At 56.4% G+C, this 18046-nt stretch carries 24 protein-coding genes; 8 read left to right on the forward strand and 16 right to left on the reverse strand.

Annotated elements, in window-relative coordinates:
- Window positions 1–8 precede the first annotated feature (8 nt).
- From B30_RS03030 to B30_RS03070, 9 genes are read right to left on the reverse strand one after another with little or no spacing between them, the layout of a single operon-like run.
- The gene (locus B30_RS03030; RefSeq protein WP_009570534.1) at window positions 9–518 is read right to left on the reverse strand and encodes a flagellar basal body-associated FliL family protein; all 510 of its coding nucleotides are present in this window, start codon (window positions 516–518) and stop codon (window positions 9–11) included.
- 11 nt (window positions 519–529) lie between these two features.
- The gene (gene flgH / locus B30_RS03035) at window positions 530–1249 is read right to left on the reverse strand and encodes a flagellar basal body L-ring protein FlgH (RefSeq protein ID WP_040401848.1); all 720 of its coding nucleotides are present in this window, start codon (window positions 1247–1249) and stop codon (window positions 530–532) included.
- A 19-nt stretch (window positions 1250–1268) separates the two neighbouring features.
- Window positions 1269–1706 (reverse strand): flagellar basal body P-ring formation chaperone FlgA, encoded by a 438-nt coding sequence (gene flgA, locus B30_RS03040; protein ID WP_009570536.1) that lies wholly within the window; start codon window positions 1704–1706, stop codon window positions 1269–1271.
- Window positions 1703–2488, reverse strand: coding sequence for a flagellar basal-body rod protein FlgG (flgG, locus tag B30_RS03045; protein WP_009570537.1), 786 nt, complete (start codon window positions 2486–2488; stop codon window positions 1703–1705). Before flgG ends, flgA begins: the two co-directional genes overlap by 4 nt.
- 14 nt (window positions 2489–2502) lie before the next feature.
- A complete protein-coding gene (locus tag B30_RS03050) occupies window positions 2503–3219 on the reverse strand; it encodes a flagellar hook-basal body complex protein (RefSeq protein ID WP_040401745.1) in 717 nt (238 codons plus the stop codon).
- Window positions 3219–3485, reverse strand: a complete 267-nt coding sequence (gene fliQ / locus B30_RS03055) for a flagellar biosynthesis protein FliQ (protein WP_009570539.1) — start codon at window positions 3483–3485, stop codon at window positions 3219–3221. Before fliQ ends, B30_RS03050 begins: the two co-directional genes overlap by 1 nt.
- A gap of 3 nt (window positions 3486–3488) precedes the next feature.
- Window positions 3489–3785: a flagellar hook-basal body complex protein FliE gene (fliE, locus tag B30_RS03060; protein ID WP_009570540.1), complete on the reverse strand. Its 297-nt coding sequence runs from the start codon at window positions 3783–3785 to the stop codon at window positions 3489–3491.
- 29 nt (window positions 3786–3814) lie between these two features.
- The gene (gene flgC, locus B30_RS03065; protein ID WP_009570541.1) at window positions 3815–4207 is read right to left on the reverse strand and encodes a flagellar basal body rod protein FlgC; all 393 of its coding nucleotides are present in this window, start codon (window positions 4205–4207) and stop codon (window positions 3815–3817) included.
- A 12-nt stretch (window positions 4208–4219) separates the two neighbouring features.
- Window positions 4220–4612, reverse strand: coding sequence for a FlgB family protein (locus B30_RS03070; RefSeq protein ID WP_009570542.1), 393 nt, complete (start codon window positions 4610–4612; stop codon window positions 4220–4222).
- Window positions 4613–4692: 80 nt separating this feature from the next.
- On the opposite strand from B30_RS03070, the gene B30_RS03075 reads away from it, so the two are divergent.
- Window positions 4693–6021 (forward strand): FliI/YscN family ATPase, encoded by a 1329-nt coding sequence (locus B30_RS03075; RefSeq protein WP_009570543.1) that lies wholly within the window; start codon window positions 4693–4695, stop codon window positions 6019–6021.
- Here B30_RS03075 and B30_RS03080 read toward each other — a convergent pair.
- Window positions 6018–6716, reverse strand: a complete 699-nt coding sequence (locus B30_RS03080) for a winged helix-turn-helix domain-containing protein (RefSeq protein ID WP_009570544.1) — start codon at window positions 6714–6716, stop codon at window positions 6018–6020. The genes B30_RS03075 and B30_RS03080 overlap by 4 nt on opposite strands.
- Window positions 6688–6978 (reverse strand): hypothetical protein, encoded by a 291-nt coding sequence (locus B30_RS03085; RefSeq protein WP_009570545.1) that lies wholly within the window; start codon window positions 6976–6978, stop codon window positions 6688–6690. Before B30_RS03085 ends, B30_RS03080 begins: the two co-directional genes overlap by 29 nt.
- 198 nt (window positions 6979–7176) lie before the next feature.
- Here B30_RS03085 and B30_RS03090 point away from each other — a divergent pair, with 198 nt between their 5' ends.
- The 3 genes from B30_RS03090 to B30_RS03100 all read left to right on the forward strand — a co-directional run bounded on the left by B30_RS03090 (window position 7177) and on the right by B30_RS03100 (window position 9660).
- On the forward strand, window positions 7177–7689 hold the full coding sequence (locus tag B30_RS03090; protein WP_009570546.1) for a hypothetical protein: 513 nt from the start codon (window positions 7177–7179) through the stop codon (window positions 7687–7689).
- Between the two features lie 121 nt (window positions 7690–7810).
- Window positions 7811–8440 (forward strand): ribonuclease HII, encoded by a 630-nt coding sequence (locus tag B30_RS03095; protein ID WP_009570547.1) that lies wholly within the window; start codon window positions 7811–7813, stop codon window positions 8438–8440.
- A gap of 119 nt (window positions 8441–8559) precedes the next feature.
- Entirely contained in the window at window positions 8560–9660 is a 1101-nt protein-coding gene (locus tag B30_RS03100; RefSeq protein ID WP_009570548.1) for a site-specific DNA-methyltransferase, read from the forward strand.
- Between the two features lie 100 nt (window positions 9661–9760).
- On the opposite strand, the gene B30_RS03105 is transcribed toward B30_RS03100, so the two are convergent.
- Entirely contained in the window at window positions 9761–10900 is a 1140-nt protein-coding gene (locus B30_RS03105; protein WP_009570549.1) for an alkane 1-monooxygenase, read from the reverse strand.
- A 3-nt stretch (window positions 10901–10903) separates the two neighbouring features.
- Window positions 10904–11986, reverse strand: a complete 1083-nt coding sequence (mutY, locus tag B30_RS03110) for an A/G-specific adenine glycosylase (protein ID WP_009570550.1) — start codon at window positions 11984–11986, stop codon at window positions 10904–10906.
- Window positions 11987–12151: 165 nt separating this feature from the next.
- Here mutY and B30_RS03115 point away from each other — a divergent pair, with 165 nt between their 5' ends.
- Both B30_RS03115 and B30_RS03120 read left to right on the forward strand, forming a co-directional pair.
- Window positions 12152–12625, forward strand: a complete 474-nt coding sequence (locus B30_RS03115) for a DUF721 domain-containing protein (protein WP_009570551.1) — start codon at window positions 12152–12154, stop codon at window positions 12623–12625.
- Window positions 12622–13293, forward strand: a complete 672-nt coding sequence (locus B30_RS03120; protein ID WP_009570552.1) for a DsbA family protein — start codon at window positions 12622–12624, stop codon at window positions 13291–13293. Before B30_RS03115 ends, B30_RS03120 begins: the two co-directional genes overlap by 4 nt.
- Window positions 13294–13297: 4 nt before the next feature.
- On the opposite strand, the gene lpxK is transcribed toward B30_RS03120, so the two are convergent.
- Genes lpxK through B30_RS03135 form a run of 3 tightly spaced genes read right to left on the reverse strand, consistent with a single transcriptional unit; the run spans window position 13298 to window position 15831 of the window.
- Window positions 13298–14290: a tetraacyldisaccharide 4'-kinase gene (lpxK, locus tag B30_RS03125; protein WP_009570553.1), complete on the reverse strand. Its 993-nt coding sequence runs from the start codon at window positions 14288–14290 to the stop codon at window positions 13298–13300.
- Window positions 14287–15573, reverse strand: a complete 1287-nt coding sequence (locus B30_RS03130; protein ID WP_009570554.1) for a 3-deoxy-D-manno-octulosonic acid transferase — start codon at window positions 15571–15573, stop codon at window positions 14287–14289. The genes lpxK and B30_RS03130 overlap by 4 nt, the downstream gene beginning before the upstream one ends.
- 12 nt (window positions 15574–15585) lie before the next feature.
- Window positions 15586–15831 (reverse strand): DUF4170 domain-containing protein, encoded by a 246-nt coding sequence (locus tag B30_RS03135; RefSeq protein WP_009570555.1) that lies wholly within the window; start codon window positions 15829–15831, stop codon window positions 15586–15588.
- Window positions 15832–15989: 158 nt separating this feature from the next.
- Between B30_RS03135 and B30_RS03140 the strand changes: the two genes are divergently transcribed.
- Both B30_RS03140 and B30_RS03145 read left to right on the forward strand, forming a co-directional pair.
- Entirely contained in the window at window positions 15990–16796 is an 807-nt protein-coding gene (locus tag B30_RS03140) for an HAD-IIB family hydrolase (RefSeq protein ID WP_009570556.1), read from the forward strand.
- Between the two features lie 3 nt (window positions 16797–16799).
- Entirely contained in the window at window positions 16800–18020 is a 1221-nt protein-coding gene (locus B30_RS03145) for a glycosyl transferase (RefSeq protein WP_009570557.1), read from the forward strand.
- Window positions 18021–18046 lie beyond the last annotated feature (26 nt).

Genomic DNA, 18046 nt, shown 5'->3' on the forward strand with positions numbered 1-18046 from the left:
CTGCGTGTTTAGCCAATGTCTTGGCGTACAATATCGATCACCAAAACATCGTTGATCTGCGGCCCAATGGTTTTTTGAGCCACTTCAACCAAAGCGCGCCGCAGGGCGTTCATCGTGCTGCTGTCGGTAAACGCGCCTTTAAATCCACCCGTATTGGCATGATCAAACAGCACTTGAAGGAACGCATCACGCAATTTGGGTTCGCGGGCATAGATCGCTTCGCGACTGCCCGTTGTGGCCTCAAGGCTTAGCGAGAGCACAACCATCGCAGTCACACGCCCTCCGTCAAGATCGGGGATCACGAATTGGTTGTTCAGTTTCACATACTCAAATGCAGTGTTTTCAGGGGGCACCTCTTCGTCACCACCATGCTCTGCGTCATGGAGTGCGGCGGCCTCAGTGTCGCCACAAGGATCAATGGCAACAATTTCCGGGTCCGGGCGTAGCATCAGCCCGCCGCCAACACCCGCGCCAAGCCCAACGAGAGCCAGCAGAATGGGGAGTAGTTTTTTGATCACGGGGCTCTCCTTTAGAACGGCAAAACGATGTCCGCAATTTGTTGCCCATAGCGGGGTTGTTGCACCTGAGAGATTTGGCCCCGACCGCCATAAGAAATGCGGGCAGAGGCGATTTTGTCATAGGTGATTTCGTTTTGGCGCGTGATGTCTTCGGGACGCACATAGCCTTCGACCAAAAGCTCACGAATTTCAAAATTCACACGCACTTCTTGCGAACCTTTGATGTGCAAAACGCCATTGGGCAACACATCGACAATCGTCGCTGCAACAAGAAGTTTGAGCTTCTCATTGCGCTTGACGCTGCCATTGCCCGAAGAGGCGGAGGTGGAATTGGTTGAGACGGCGGACCCCATTGTCGCGCCATCGGGCAATTGTGAATTGATGCGTTCGGGGATGCCAAAAAGAGAAGGAACCCCCATGGATTCAGAGCCGGAACGCCCCCGATTGCTGGTGTTTGACATCTCGGCACTGTCGTCGATCTCAACCACCACGGTCATAATGTCGCCGCGTTCAATTGCGCGGCGATCTCCCAAAAGTGAGCCACGGGAGGCATTCCAAAGCGATGCGGCATCCGACGGGCTGCGGATCTCGACTTTTTCCGGTAGGGGCGGATTGAGCATCGCGGACGTTTCGGCGGAGGTTTCAACGGGGGAAAACGAGGGAAGCCGGCCGACCTCTCCGAGATTGCTGCAGGCGGTGAGGGTCAAAACTGTGGGAAGGATACGGGACATACGCATGTGAAAATCCTGATTATTGAGAGATGGACCCGCCGACGCGGACGGTGCCATCCGGCGCAACAACGCCTGAGACGGTGGTTTTGGAGGAAAGGTTCATGACGCGGAGCATGTCGCCGGGGCCAGCACGACCAAGGGCACGGGCATCCGCATAGATGGAGAGACCGCCACGGCTATAGACGAGCGAGACAATTTGATTGCGCTCGATGATGGCCGCCGGCCCGATGTCAGAAGCAGCAATCGGGCGCCCAGTGTAAAGCATCACATGCGCTTCCAGACCTACGGCGTCTTCGATCGCAGTAATGGCGCCCGGGACATCGCCTTCGATCACGGTCAGATCGTCCGGCAATAGCAACGTTTGCGCCCGGATGGTGCGGGTGGCAACCACGGTGTCGGCGGCGCTCGGCGTTGTCAAGATTGACAAGGTGAGGGGTATGAGGAGGCGTTTGATCATCGGATTTGCGTCGTCGCAGAGAGCATCTGGTCGGCGGCGGTGATGACCTTGGCGTTCAATTCATAGCCGCGCTGGGCTTCGATCAGCTCGGTGACTTCACGGACGGCATCGACGGAACTGTCCTCAAGATAACCTTGGCGCAAAGTGCCTAGCCCGTTCACACCCGGCGATGCGACAAGTGCCGGGCCTGAGGCGGTTGTTTCGAGAAAGAGGTTGGACCCAATGGCCTCAAGCCCTTTGGCATTGGTAAAGCCCGCAAGGGAGAATTGCCCCAGAAGTTGCGGATCAATCACGTCGTTGAAATAGGCGTAGACCTCGCCCTCGGCGTTGATCGAAATGGAGCGCGCATCGTCAGGGATGGTGATGCCTGGCACCACCTCATAGCCGTCTGAATTCACGATCAACCCATCGGCAGAGCGTTTGAGCGCGCCGTCACGGGTATAGGCGGATTGGCCAGAGGGCAGGGTGACTTCGATATAGCCTTGCCCTTCGATGGCCAGATCAAGATCGCCGCCGGTCTGCGACAACGACCCCTGGGCCAATTGCACCGTCACCGAAGAAGGCCGCACACCAAGGCCAAGTTGGACCCCGGTGGGCAGGATTGTGCCATCGGCGGAGTTGATTGTGCCGGGGCGGGCCATTTGTTGGTAATGTAGATCGGCGAATTCGGCACGCCGGGCGTTGTAACCCGTGGTGTTCATGTTCGCGAGGTTCTGCGAAATGGTTTCCACCCGCATCTGCTGGGCGCTCATCCCCGTGGCTGCAATTTTGAGAGCACGCATGTCTGGCTCCTTCCTTAACGACCGAGCGTCGAGATGACGGATTGGATCCGTTCATGCTCTTGCTCCATAAATTTTTGACCCATGGTGTAGGCGTGTTGGACCTCAATCATCCGCGCGACCTCTGTGATCGCATTGACGTTCGAGTTTTCGACGTAACCCTGTAGAATGACCGCATTTTCTTGCGGAATGATCGGGCCGGTGGTCATGAACCGAACGCCGTTTGTGCGCGTCAGCGTGTTGGGGTCTTCTGGCATGTAGAGGCCGATTTGCGACAGCGGCAGACCATCAGCGGAGAGCGTACCGTCCGAGGACACCGCAACCGTACCGGCATCCGGCGGAATGAAAATTGCCGCGCCGCCATTGTCGAGCAAGCGATAGCCATCATGGGTGGTCAATTCGCCCTGATCATTGGTGGTAAACGCCCCAGCGCGCGTGAGGGCCTGACCATCGGGGGTGTCGATCATGAAAAAACCATCACCTTCGATGGCAAAATCATAGGCCCCGCCGGTGGGGGTCAAGGGCCCCTGACTGTCATTGGTCAGACGCACATTGCCCTCTGCCATCGACAGGCTGTCTTCTCCCTGTTCCAGATCGGAAATATATTCGGAAAAGATAAGCCCCTCTTTGCGAAACCCGGTGGTGGACACGTTGGCGATGTTATTCGCAATCGCCTGCATTTCGCGGTTCAAACCAACCATGCGAGTCAGGGATGTATATCCTGCGCTATCCATTACAGGCCTCCGATCAACGGGATGATGCGGTCGTGGAAAAAACTGGTGAGGGCTTCGGTCATGAAGCCCATCGACATCCAAAAGACGACGAGAATGGCGACCAGTTTTGGCACAAAGGTGAGGGTCATTTCCTGAATGCTGGTCAGGGCCTGAAACAGACCAACGACCAGACCCGCCACCAAGGCGACGACAAGAATTGGCGTTGAAATGATCACCGCAATCCAAAGCGCCTGTCGCAGCGTGTCATAAAAGACCATCTCATCCATGACTTACACCGGCATCCGCAGGATTTCTTGATAGGCCTCAACGACCTTATCGCGCACGGTCACGGCGGCCTCGACCGCCAGTTCTGTCTGAGCCAGCGCCTGAACCAAAGATTGACTGTCGGCTTTGCCAGACATCGCCGCCTGAGCCACCTCGTCGCCTTGGCGTAAGGTGTCGGCAAAACTGGCGGCCGCCTGACCAAAGGCGTTTTGGGTGGATTGCCCTTCGACCCCCGGTTTTGGTGCGGTGGCTGGGCGTGTCGAGGCGTAGCCTTGGGCGGCAAATGCTGAGCGGATGTCCATTCTGGTCTCCTAAGGTTGTGCGCGGCGTTCTACCGGCGCAGCAGTTCAAGTAGTGACGACGACATTTGTCGGGCCTGATCGAACATCTTAAGGTTCGCCTCATAGCTGCGTTGTGCCTCACGGGCGTCCGCAATTTCGATCATCAGCTCGACATTGGAGCCGTCATAAAATCCATCTTCACCAGCCATCGGATGGCCGGGGTCGTAGACGCGGGTCAGCTCGGTTTGATCAAGCTGAACATCCCCGGTGTTCACCGCGCCGGTCTTAGCCCCTTGCTCGACAACTTCTTCGAAAGAAACGGTTTTTCTATGGTATCCGGGGGTGTCCGCGTTGGCGATGTTCTCCGACACATGGCGGAGGCGATTGGCCTGTGCCTTCATCCCGGAGGCGGAAAGATTAAGAATATTTTGTAGATCTGACATGTTCGGCCTCCGTTACCTGCGCCCGATTGAGGTGCGCAGAATGTTCATTGAGGTTTTGTAGACAGAGAGCGCCAGATCATGTTCGTGCCGCACCTGAGAGGACTTCATCATTTCGGTTTCGAGCGAAACGGTGTTGCCATTGGGCGAACTTGGGCCGGGCGCATCAAAAAGCCGAAACCCATTTGTTTCCTGAGAAGACGCAGACACCATATGGCCCTCACGCGTCGTACGCATGGCCGTCCCGGCTTGGTTGCCCTCATAGGCCTCTTCAAAAGACGCAACATCTTGGGCCCGATACCCGGGGGTATCGGCGTTCGCGATGTTTTTCGCGACGGCTTCTTGACGTGTGACGGCGTGACGGGCCAACCCGCTTGCCATCTTGAAAATATCCAAATTCTCGAACATCGGGGCTTCTCCTCCGAGTTATCTCAACCAAGGCTTAACCTTGATTCCTTTAGAAAGGGTTTCAGAACACGGAGGGCGCCATGAACAGTATTGGGTTTGAAATGCTTCTCTCGGAGATTGCATCGGTGAAACCGGTTCACTCCGTTGGGAGGGTTATCGAAGTGTCGCGCGGGGTTTTGACCGTATCGGGCCTCAGTGACATTGCGGCGCTGGGCGATCTGGTCGAGATTGGACACGGGACACAGATTCGTCGCGGCGAAGTCCTTCAGCTCGACAAAACGAGCGTGACGGTCCTGCCGGATGGCGGACCAGATGGTTTGTCGATTGGTGATCCCGTGGCCCATATCGGTAAAAACCATATTTCCCCGGATGATATGTGGATTGGCCGGGTGATAGATCCCTTTGGCCAACCTCTTGATGGCAAACCTATTTTACAGGGCAACAAACCGCGCGCCCTGCGTGGGAAACCGATGAATCCAACGGAAAGGCGTGCCTTGGGCAAACGTTTGGAAACGGGTTTGGCCGTGTTCAACACGCTCTTGCCGATTGTGCGCGGGCAACGCATCGGTCTTTTTGCCGGCTCGGGTGTGGGGAAATCCACGCTTTTGGCTAAACTTGCCACCGGACTTGAGGCCGATGTGGTCGTCATCGCCATGGTCGGCGAGCGCGGGCGCGAGGTGCGCGAATTTATTGACCGGGTTCTCGGACCTGCGGGGATGAAACGCTCGGTGATTGTCGCCGCGACGTCGGACCAATCGCCGATGGTGCGGCGGCGGTGTGCCTGGACCGCCATGTCGGTGGCGGAACATTTTCGCGACAAAGGCAAACAGGTTCTGTTTCTGGCCGATTCTGTCACCCGATTTGCGGAATCGCATCGCGAAGTGGCACTGGCCACGGGAGAATCCAGCTCGCTCAGGGGGTTTCCCCCCTCCACGTCGCATCTGATTACTTCGCTGTGTGAGCGCGCAGGGCCGGGGATCGGCGACGCGGGCGATATTACGGCGGTGTTTTCCGTGCTTGTGGCCGGATCCGATATGGAGGAACCGATTGCCGACATTTTGCGTGGGGTTTTGGACGGTCACATTGTTCTGGATCGCCAAATTGCTGAACGCGGGCGATTCCCGGCGATTGATCTTTTGCGCTCCGTGTCGCGCGCGCTGCCTCATGCCGCCTCAGACAAGGAGAATGAGTTGATTGCGCGGGCGCGGCGTCTTTTGGGGGTGTTTGATCGATCTGAAATGATGATTCAGGCGGGGCTATACACCTCAGGCACCGATCCGATGATTGATGAATCAATTGAGACCTGGCCGCATTTGGATCACTTTTTGGCGCAGTCAGAACCCAATGGCGTTCAGGCCAGTTTTGAGGGTTTGGAGGCCTGTTTCACCCCGGTCAAAGCCGCGCGCTAAACCATCTTGATCACATCGGGCGGACAGCTCAGCATGTAGCCTTTGCGCGCGATATTTTTGACCAAAAGTTCGCTGACCATTTGGTTGCCCAACGTGTCTCGCAGCCGTTTGATCCGCGTTGCCCCCGCCGCCTCGTCGCAATCGACAGAGGGACGGCCCGAGATCACGCCTTCGATTTCCGCCCCTGACATCACCTCATCATCAAGGCGCGCTTCGGCCAAAACCGAGAGGGTTTCAATCGCCGCAGGTGTCAATTTGAATTCCATATTGTTGAGATAGACCGTGTGCTCAGCTCGCGAAATCATCAGGGACGACACTTCAATCCCGCGTTTTTCAATCTCAGACATGCGGCGGTTCAGCGCGATGATCGTGACCAAAAACACCAAAGCCGCGATGAGCAAGGCGGTGGCAAAGATCAACAGCACAAAGATCACCATCCGGTAGGAGGTCAACGTGTCGGAAAAGGATGTGCCCGACTGGGCGAGGATTTCCAACAGTTTGATCTCGGCCACTGAGGTCAGATCGTTTTCAACGAAAATCTGTTCGACCCGCGCATTGAACGCATTGGCGTCCGGCAGGTTCAGGAACAAAAACACAGCGGCAATTAACAGGATGGCGACAATCGCCCCCATGCCAAAGATGACAACGCGCGAGACCTTGCGACTGTCAGTATCGGAGGAAATAGTTGCCAGCACTGTCTTTCACCTCGCCAAGTTTATCCTCCGGGATCATCGCGACGATCGTCAGAAGAATCCAGCCGTCTTTTGCCAAACGGGGTTGGAGCGCCTTGGCGGCGGCGTCTTTGGAACATTGCGCATCGCTGAGTTCGGCCACGCCGAAATGCAGCTTAAGCGGATTGTCCTGTTTGGCTTTATAGCTGGCGTAACAGGCGGCCTGTGCCAGCCCCGGCAAGAGGGCAAGCGCGAGGGCAAGGGCTGGGAGGAGATATGGTTTCATGGCTCTCACTTTCATGCCTGCGACCTTGGGTGAAAGGGCGGTGTTATTCAATATCAAAGCCCGAAGACGCCTGCGCTATCCAATGACATTTGACTGATATTGAGCGATGTTCGCCATTCCCGGCATCTCTGTCCCATCACCTCTCCCGCCCCGGCCACATTGGCCATGAACGGGCAACAGGATTTGAAAGGACGACCGATGAAACTCACGAAATTCACCGCCGGGCTGTTGGCACTCTCAATCGGCACTGCCGGAATCGCCGCCGTTCCCGCACGGGCCTCTGATCAAGATGTTGCCATGGCTCTGGGGGGGCTTTTGACGTTGTTTGTGATCGGCAAAGCCATCGACAACAAAGGTGACAACAAAGTGGCCGTCGAAACCTCGCGCGGTAATCCGGACATCTGGCGTGATGGAAATCGGGGCGATGCTTTCCTCATTCCAAACAAGTGTGTTCTCAGCGTTGCCTCCTCGCGTGATGGTCACCAGTACAAATATGGTCGCGAAAACCGGACACGTCTTGTCGCCCTTGAGCGCTGTGTGGATCAAAACCGCAAGGCCCGAGCGCCGCTGCCGCGTGCCTGTGAAACGCGGGTTTCGACCAAACGCGGCCGGGTTGATGCCTATGATGTCGGGTGTCTGAGCAACTTCGGGTTCCGGGTGGCGGGTTCTCGCGGGGACCACGGCCATGGCAAAGGCAACGACCACTGGTAAGTCGATCCAATCAGAATACGCGGTTTTTCGTCCCGATGGGCCGCGTCACTTGGCGGGTGGTTCATGCGTTCCACCCGTCTTTTTACCTTGCGTGCCGGGCGGGCATCGGCTTCACAAGAGTATGACAAAAACTGTTCCTGATTACACGTTTGAAGAGGCCGCCGGCTTGCGTGGATATACGCGCATTGTCGGTGTGGATGAGGTGGGGCGTGGCCCTTTGGCCGGACCTGTCGTGGCCGCTGCGGTCTGGCTTGATCCCGCGCGCATTCCCACGGGTCTCAATGATTCCAAAGTCCTAAGCGCCAAACGCCGCGAGGCACTTTATGACGAAATCCTCTCCGTGGCCGATGTGTCCATTGCCTCCTGTTCGGTGGAGGAGATTGACGAGATCAACATTCTCCAAGCCTCATTGCGGGCGATGGAACGGGCCGTGGCTGGGCTCAAAATCCCTGCTGATTATGTGCTGGTCGATGGCAATAAAATTCCCGCGGCTTTCGGTCTTGATGCTGAGGCGATTATCAAAGGCGATGCGCGTTCGGTGTCGATTTCTGCGGCTTCAATTGTGGCGAAAACCTGGCGCGACAAATTGATGGTGGATTTAGCGCAACAGCATCCCGGTTATGCATGGGAGAAAAACGCCGGATATGGCACCAAAGCGCATTTGGAGGGGCTCCAAAATCTTGGTGTGACCCCTCACCATAGACGTTCGTTCAAACCTATACACAACATCTTGTATCAAGGAAAAACCTAAGTATCTGATTCGAAAAAGAAATTGACTGCGAATCAGCAATGACTCATCTTTGTCCTCATAAAACGACGCCAAAAATGGTGCGTAATTGACGTCCCTCAGGGGCGCATATGAGGCAGAAAATGAAAACCAAAACCCGCTCGAGTGCGGCATCGCTCCCGCTTAACCAAATTTTGGCTGGCGACAGTATTGATGTCATGAACAGTCTTCCCGAAGGCTCCGTCGATCTTATTTTTGCCGATCCGCCGTACAATCTACAGCTTCGCGGCGACCTTCACCGTCCGGACAATTCCAAAGTGGATGCGGTGGATGATGCTTGGGATCAATTCGACAGTTTCAAAGTCTATGACGATTTTACCCGCGAATGGCTCAAAGCCGCGCGTCGGTTGTTGAAACCGAACGGTGCGATCTGGGCGATTGGCTCGTATCACAATGTGTACCGTATGGGCGCTGAGTTGCAGAACCTTGGGTTTTGGATTCTCAACGATGTGGTATGGCGCAAGTCGAACCCGATGCCGAATTTCCGGGGCAAACGCTTTACCAACGCCCATGAGACGCTGATCTGGGCGTCGAAAAATGAGGCCGCCAAATACACGTTCAATTACGAGGCGCTGAAATCCCTGAATGAGGGGATTCAAATGCGCTCCGATTGGGTGCTGCCAATTTGCAACGGCGGCGAGCGCTTGAAAAACGAGGATGGCGACAAAGCCCATCCGACGCAAAAACCCGAAAGCCTGTTGCATCGCATTTTGGTCGGCACGACCAATCCAGGCGATGTGGTGCTTGATCCGTTCTTTGGCACCGGGACGACCGGGGCCGTGGCCAAAATGCTGGGCCGGGAATTCATCGGTATTGAGCGCGAAGAAAAATACCGCAAAGTTGCTGAAAAACGCATCGCCGCCGTGCGTAAATTTGACAAAGACGCGTTGCATGTCTCCACCTCAAAACGCGCCGAGCCGCGTGTGCCGTTTGGCCAGTTGGTCGAACGTGGCATGTTGCGTCCGGGGGAGGAATTGTATTCCATGAACGGTCGCAAAAAGGCGAAAGTGCGTGCCGATGGCACCTTGGTGTCCAATGACGTCAAAGGCTCGATCCACCAAGTGGGGGCGCATCTTGAAGGCGCGCCAAGCTGCAATGGTTGGACCTACTGGACCTTTAAGCGCGATGGCAAAAACGTCCCTATCGACGTATTGCGCCAACAAATCCGCGCGGAGATGCAGTAAGTCTCTCATCCCAAAATTCAAAAGTTACCGCCTGGTGCCTGCGGCCTGACATCGCGGCACCACCTTGGCCCCGTCTGCGTGACGGGGCCCTTTTTATGTTTTAGAGACGTGGAAGCGGGTTGGTGCCGTCTTTATAAGGTTCCCAATCCTCAAAGGTCGTAAGGTCGGGATAATAGCGTTTGCGCCAGGCTTTGACCTTTGGGTTCATCATGCGTCGCCACACGGGCGGGATCACCGCGGCAACCCCCATCAGCGTATAGCCATAGGGCAATTGCGGCGCCTCATCCTCGTCGTAGTTCTGCAAAAGCGGAAATCGGCGATCCGGTTTGTAATGGTGATCCGAATGGCGTTGCAGATTGATCAACAGCCAATTCGTCGCCATATGTGCGGCGTTCCAACTGTGATGCGGCATGACATGTTCGTATTTACCATCCCCAAGATGCCGACGGGTCAGCCCGTAATGTTCAACATAATTGGTCAATTCCAACTGCCAAATCGCCACAAGCGCCTGCCACATGAACAGGAAAAGTCCGGGCACGCCGCCAATCAAAACCGCGAGGATCAGCATGATGATCTGAAGTGTCCAATAGCGGAAATGCGGGTTGCGCGGATGCCATGGTGACAGTCCTTTGCGCGCCAACAATGCCTTTTCCGCCGCCCACGCCGACCGTGGGCATTCATGAATCACCCGTGCGAAATAGTGATGGAACCCTTCATTATACAGCGCCGTGACCGCATCGCGGCGAGTGCCGACATGTTTGTGATGCACCAAAAGATGCTCGGTGCGGAAATGCGAATAGAGCACACTCGACAGCAGCAAATCCCCCAGCCAGCGCTCCAGCGTGTTCCTTTGGTGAAACAACTCATGTGCATAGACAATGCCGATGGAGCCAGAAGAGACGCCAAGGCCAAAGAACAACACGATGGTTTCAAAGGTTGAAAGATGAGCGGTGTGGGTGACAAACCAGATCAGCCCAAAGATGTTCGCGAACTGAATCGGAAACCAGATCATCGTGATCAACCGATACCAAAACAGTTCACTTTCGGCTGTGTTCGGGTCTGGATTGGCGGTGTTGAGCCCCAGAACCGCATCCAATGCGCCGATCAAATACCATGCGCAAAGCGGCACCAGAACCAAGGTCCAGCCACCGACAAAAGCGCTCAGCCAAAGCAGGGGCACAACCCCAAGTGAAAGCCAAAAGGGCAGGGCGTTGCGGGTGCTGATTTCACTTAAATTCATCTTTTAGGCTTCCTGATTTGCATCAGACGCTACAGGGTCAGTGGTAAATGTAGAATGAGCGAGGTCAAATGCCTTTCGCATCACGGTCGGTAAATCCGAGGCGCGAAAGGCGTTTTGGCCTCTGAGCGCATAGACCTCCAGCGCGCCCTCGACCTGATCCGCGCGATGAACGGTGAGAATCAGGTGGAAATGGGTAAAGGTGTGACGCACCTCACCCACCTCTATCCAGGCGCCCTCAAATGGCGCGGCCTTTGGATGCGCCTCGCGCCAATCAGTGCCCGGCCAGCCCAACATGCCGCCCAACAGCCCCTTTTCAGGCCGTGTTTCCAACACCCATTCGCCACGCGTCGTGCGCGCGACATAGGCATGTCCATGGCGCGTGGGTTTGGGCTTTTTCGGAGTTTTCAGAGGGAATCGAGCCTGATCTCCGACTTTGCACGCCGCACAAAACGCCATCCAAGGGCAAATCCCACAGGCCGGAGATTTCGGTGAACAGATCGTCGCGCCAAGGTCCATGATTGCCTGAGCATAATCGCCCGGACGCTCATTTGGGGTCAGCGTTTGTGCCAAAGCGGTCAGTTCCGGTTTCGCGGCGGGCAGGGGTGTTTCGAGGCGAAACAGCCGCGATGTGACCCGCTCCACATTGCCGTCCACCACTGTTTCCGGCAGGTCAAAAGCGATCGACGCAATCGCAGCCGCCGTGTAGGGTCCAACGCCCGGCAGAGATAAAAGGCCCTCTCGGGTTTTGGGAAACACCCCGCCATGCTCATCGCGAATGACCCGCGCACATTTCAAAAGGTTGCGCGCACGGGCATAATATCCAAGCCCGGCCCATTCGCCCAAGACCCGTTCATCTTCGGCATTGGCAAGCGCTGTGACCGTCGGCCAAAGCGCAGTAAACCGTTCAAAATAGGATTTCACCGCCGCAACCGTCGTTTGTTGCAACATGATTTCAGACATCCAGATCTGGTACGGATCGGGGCTGATGCCAGCTTTACGATCCTGCGGGGAGACGCGCCACGGCAAGTCGCGTGCATGGCGATCATACCAATCCAAAAGCGTGTCGGCCATTTCCAGTTGTTTCATTCCGTCACGCAATCTTTAGCTCGTGTCATCGGGTTTGTTGTGGCGCGTTTCGCCTGTGGCTCTACAATAGGGCAGACAATCAGATAGACCAGTCGGGAAACCATGGCAGACGTTCAGACACGTGCAAAACGACGCAAACGGGGGTTCGAGAGAACCTCTGGTCTGTTGCAATCGAGGATTCGCGAGGCAACGGAAGCGCGTGGGTTTTCTGAGACCCGGCTTTTGACCCATTGGGAAGACATCGTGGGGGCACAAACCGCCGGTATGTCTCGCCCGATCAAAGTGTCTTACGCCAAAGGCGGATTTGGCGCGACGCTTACGCTTTTGACCACAGGGGCCTTTGCGCCGATGGTTCAGTCCGAAGTGCCGAAAATTCGCGAACGGGTGAATGCGGTCTATGGCTACAACGCGATCAGCCGCATTCATGTGACGCAAACCGCGCCTACGGGATTTTCGGAAGGGCGTGTGGCCTTTTCGATGCCGAAACAGGATCATCGACTGGTGATCACAGAGGATGCGGCGGAAGAGGCCAAATCCATGTCAGAGGGTGCGCAAGACGCCGGTCTGCGTCGCGCCTTGGAGAAATTCGCGAGCACATTCTTGAGCCGCCAAAGCACGCAAACGAAGGAAGACAAATGAACCGACGCATTTTTATGATCACGACCGCCATGGCGGCCCTCGGTGTTGGAGGGGCTTTCTTGTTGAAACCATCCTCTTCGGTGACGAATTTCGTTGTGACGCCGGCCAACGCTCAGGACGTGGCAGAGGTCGATACCTCGGCCATCTCTGATTTGGTGATTGGCAGTTCTGATGCGCCGATTGAGATGATCGAATACGCGTCCTACACTTGCCCGCATTGCGCCAATTTTCATAAGGCTGTGTTTGAGCCTTTGAAAAAAGACTACATCGACACCGGCAAGGTGCGTTTCACCTACCGCGAAGTCTATTTCGACAAATTCGGCCTGTGGGCGTCCATGGTGGCGCGGTGTGGCGGGGAAATGCGATATTTTGGCGTTCAGAAAATCCTTTACGATGAGCAAAAGGATTGGATTGCGGGCGGCAAAGACACGATGGAAATCGTTGAGAACCTGCGCAAAATCGGCAAGCGCGCGGGGCTAACCGACGAGGACCTTGATGCCTGTCTCAATGACGGCGAAATGGCCGAAAAGCTTTTTGCCAAATTCACCAAAGAAATGGCCGAATACGATATCGACGCAACGCCGAGCTTGGTGATTGATGGGGTGAAGCACAGCAACATGAGCTATGCCGATCTCAAGGAGATTCTGGACGCAAAGCTGGCCGAATAATCGTCTAATCCAGCCCCAGACGGGACAAATGCCCGTCAATCTCTGCCCAGTCCGCAAGCTCCAATCGCACAGGCAAAGTGACCACTTTCAACCGAAAGGCGCGGGGCAAACGCACCGCGTCTTTTTCTGTGGTCACAAGTTGCGCATTCAAGGCCAGCGCCTCAACCTCAAGCCGTTTCATCAGTGCCAGTGACAGCGGTTGATGGTCTTTCAGCGCCTCAGCCCGCAACAGATCCACGCCCAACTCCCGCAGGGTTTGAAAGAACTTTTCGGGATGGCCAATGCCCGCAAAGGCCAAGGCGCGCAGGCCCTGCCAGTCCATGCCGGTCGGCAGGGGGACGAGTTGCGCCAAAGCGCGTGGAATCGACACTGATCCAGCCCAATCGCTTGAAAACCGGTCCTGTGCGCGGGTGTCGCCGATGGAAATCAAAACATCCCCTCGCGCCATCCCGGCAGCAACGGGTTCTCGCAACGGACCACCTGGAATCACGCGACCATTGCCAAATCCACGCCAGGCATCGACCACGATCAAGGTCATGTCTTTTTTCACCGACGGGTTTTGCATCCCGTCGTCCAAAATTACCACATTCGCCCCCGCAGCCTCAGCGGCTTGGACGCCTGCGGCGCGATCTTTCGCAACCCAAGTTGAGGTGAAAGCGGCACTCAAAAGCGGCTCATCACCTACATCATCGGCACGGTGTTTACGTTCGTCCACGCGCACCGGCCCCTCCAGTTTGCCACCATATCCACGTGACACCACATGAGGTGCATACCCGCGCGCGATCAGCCGTTGCACGAGCGCGATAGTGGTTGGGGTTTTGCCCGTGCCGCCTGCGTTGATATTGCCAACGCAGATCACAGGAATGCGCGCACGATAGCCGGATTGTGCCACCCGCCGCGCCGTCGCACGGGCGTAAAGCGCGGAAAGGGGGGCCAAAAGCAGCGCTTGCCATCCGGGAGTATTTTGCGGGTTGGACCAAAACAATGGCGGCTTCATGCGCTGATCCTTTCGCGCAGATCGAGAAAATCCTGAACCAAATCCGCCACGCGATCCGTAACTTCGGCGCCAGAGGACGCCACATCCCATGCCGCTTGCGCCATTAACGCGGCCTGATCAGGCGACAAAAGCCGCTCGACCTCTTCGCCCAAAGCGTAGCCGTCGCGAACTTTACGGGCGGCTTTGCCGGTAGATAGGGTGTCATAGGCAGCTTTGAAGTGACTTACATAGGGTCCATGGAGAATGGCAGATCCCATAGCGGCCGCGCCATAGGGGTCAATCCCGCCCAGTTGTGTGAGAGACTGTCCAAGAAAACTGACCGGGGCGGTGCGATACCAAATTCCGCCACTGGAGTGGGGCACGATGATGACTTGCGCGATTTCGGAGATCGCTTTCTCTGGGGTGAGGAGACATACGGTGAGGCCGGCCTTTTCCAACTGCGCAATGACCTGTGTTTCGCTGGCGGAATCGGACAAAGACAGGATGAGTAAAAGTCTGTGCGCGCGTCGCAACGCCCGCTTGTGTGCCCGGATCACTTCGCCCATTTCTGCGGCGTCTACATGTGCGGCAAACCACACAGAGCGGGTGCCGATTTCGGCCACACGCCGGGTCAATTCGGCCTCATCATAAGAGGGTGCAATTCCGCCTTCTTCAAGCAGACCCAGCGCTTCGATTTGATCGGGGTCAACCCCGGCTCGTCGCCAAGCAAGCGTGGCCGCAGCGTTGGCTGTGATGACATGGTCAAAACAGGACAGCACAGCCCCGCGTAAACCGGGGACGTGTCGGTGAATTTCTAGAGTGGGTGTGCTTTTGACGGCGTCGATGGACAGGCACTCGACGCCTCTTTCTTGTGCCGCTTGGATCAAAGCGGGCCTGAACTTGCCCCCGATCCAAATCAAACAATCCGGGTCCCAATGGGCCATGAAGCGGCGAATGATGCCTGCGCCTTCTTCGGGCGTCGCGGTGATCGTACATCCGTCTGGGAGCGGTCCGGTCGGTGGCATCACGTCAGCTCCCAAAGTGATCAAGCTGGCGGTGTCCGGGCGGTCTTCGGCCAGGCGGGCATAGAGTTCCATGGCCGGACGCAGAGCCGCTTGGGTGCCGGCGTGGAACCAAACCAGTTCCCCCTTGGCGCGCGGCGGTAGATTGTGTGCAAGTCTTTGATTAAAATCAGTTTCTGACAGAACATTTGTTGCTTGAAGTCGCGACAAACGTTCGGTGATCCGGCGTTCGGATCGCCCCATCAGGGTCCTGTAAAGGAGAAAGGAAAGGGCTTTGGCCATGCGGCCTGAACCTCACTCTCCGAGTTCTTCCGTGGCCGAAGCCACGACGTCTTCGTCACGCAGACGATGTAGATGGGCAATGAAATACCGCATATGCGCGTTGTCTACGGTGCGCTGCGCTTCGGATTTCCAGGCGTTATGCGCGGTTTCGTAATTTGGAAAAATTCCGACGATGTGAATATCATCGACATTGCGGAAGACCGTTTTTGACGGATCGACAAGCTCGCCGCCGAACACAAGATGAAGTCTTTGAACCATGGTCTCTCTCCGTTTTGCTTGGCCGCACCCTAGCCCAATGGCGGGGAGGGTCAAGCGGCGCAGAAGTATTGCCCAAATCTTAGGCGCGGGATCGCCAATTTGGATATTGTAGCGGGGCTTCTGTTCCCCTTCTGCGGGCTGGGTGCCATGATGGACGTATGTTGAAAGACCCAAAGATTGCCCCGCGTCTGATCGTGTTTTCCGATCTTGATGGCACTTTGCTGGATCATGAGAGCTATTCATGGGATCTGGCCCGTCCTGCCTTGGATCAGATGCGCGCTCTGGGGATTCCGCTTGTTTTGGCCAGTTCCAAAACCGCCGCTGAAATAGCTGACTTGCGTTCTAATCTGGGGTTCGAAGACGCGCCAGCCATTGTCGAAAACGGCGCGGGCGTGTTGGAACCGGGCGGTGACGCGACAGCGGATCGAAGCGCACATAGTGCGATTTGCGCGGCACTTTCCGATCTCGACCCCGATTTGCGTCGGTGTTTCACGGGCTTTTCCGACTGGACAATACACGAACTTGCACAGCAGACGGGCCTGGCTTTGGATCAGGCCAAATCCGCCGCGCGACGACATTTTTCTGAACCGGGGCTCTGGCGGGGAACGCCGGAGCAGCGCGCCATATTCGAGACAAATCTGGCGCAAAACGGCATCTTTGCCCGGCAAGGTGGGCGGTATCTTACCCTCTCAATGGGGGCGATCAAAGCCGACCGCATGGCCGAGATTGTGGCGCGGTTTGACCCGAAACCCGTCACCATGGCGTTGGGGGATGCGCCCAATGACGTTGAAATGATCCGTGCCGCGGATCACGGCGTTGTCGTGATGAATTCACACGGGCCGGGTCTACCAGCGCTTGAGGGCGAGGCCACGGGTCGGATTACACGGACGGTAGAACCGGGTCCAAAAGGCTGGAACACTGCGGTGCTGGATCGCATCGCACAGCTCTACACAGAGAGAGGATGACAGATGGCTGATTTTCATCAGGGCGGGCGTGTCGCAACGCTTCACAATCTCCGGCTGAACACCGCAGAAGACCTCAACCGCGAACTCAATGCGTTTGCCACCTCACGCAAGATCACCCTCATCCTACCGTCCCTGTTTTCTGAACTCGAAGGCGACGCGCTTCCCAACATCATCGACGAGCTCAACAAGGTCGATTTCATCCACCGCATCGTGATCGGGTTGGATCGCGCCACCGAAGAGCAATACCGCTACGCCCGCCAGTTCTTTGCCAAACTCAAAGCCGATCATGTGGTGCTGTGGAATGATGGCCCGCGTTTGTCTGCCGTCGATGCGCGGCTTCAGGCGCTTGATCTCTCCCCGTCCGAACCTGGCAAAGGGCGCAATGTGTGGTTTTGCCTTGGCTACACCATCGCGCGGGCCGACAGTGCCGTGATCGCGGTACATGATTGCGATGTTGTGACCTATACGGCGGAAATGTTGGCGCGGCTGGTCTATCCGGTGGTCAATCCGACCTTCCCCTATCAAATGTCCAAGGGTTTCTACCCGCGTGTTGCCGATGGCAAACTCAATGGTCGCGTCACTCGCCTTTTGGTCACGCCGATGATCCATGCTTTGGCCAAGGTGCTCGGCCCCCGCGAGTATCTCGATTTCCTCGCCGATTTCCGCTACCCACTGGCGGGCGAATTTGCCATGCGCACGTCTATTTTGCCGGATATGCGTATCCCGTCGGATTGGGGGCTTGAGATCGGGCTGTTGTCCGAAGCCTGGCGCAATCTCAGCCCGCGTGCCGTCTGTCAGGTCGAAATCTCCGATCGCTATGATCACAAACATCAGGATCTGAGTGAAGAGGATGCTCAAAACGGATTGTCGCGGATGTCCGTCGATATTTGCAAGGCGCTTTACCGCAAACTCGCCGCCGATGGCACGGTGTTCTCAGAGGAAATCTTTCGCTCGATCAAGGCCACCTATTATCGCGGCGCGCTTGATCTGATCGAGACCTATTTCAACGATGCGCGGATGAACGGGCTGCATGTGGATCGCCATATCGAAGAGAAAGCGGTCGAGCTTTTCGCCAACAACATCATTCATGCAGGCAACGTGTTTCTCGATAATCCAATGGAAACGCCGTTCATCCCGAATTGGTCGCGTGTCCATGCCGCCGATCCCGACATCATCGCGTCGATGACCCGCGCCGTAGCGGAGGATATGGAAGAGTATAAATAAGGCGTTTCGGGACAAACACGCGAGCC

The sequence above is a fragment of the Celeribacter baekdonensis B30 genome (assembly GCF_000299875.1).
GTDB lineage: Bacteria > Pseudomonadota > Alphaproteobacteria > Rhodobacterales > Rhodobacteraceae > Celeribacter > Celeribacter baekdonensis_A.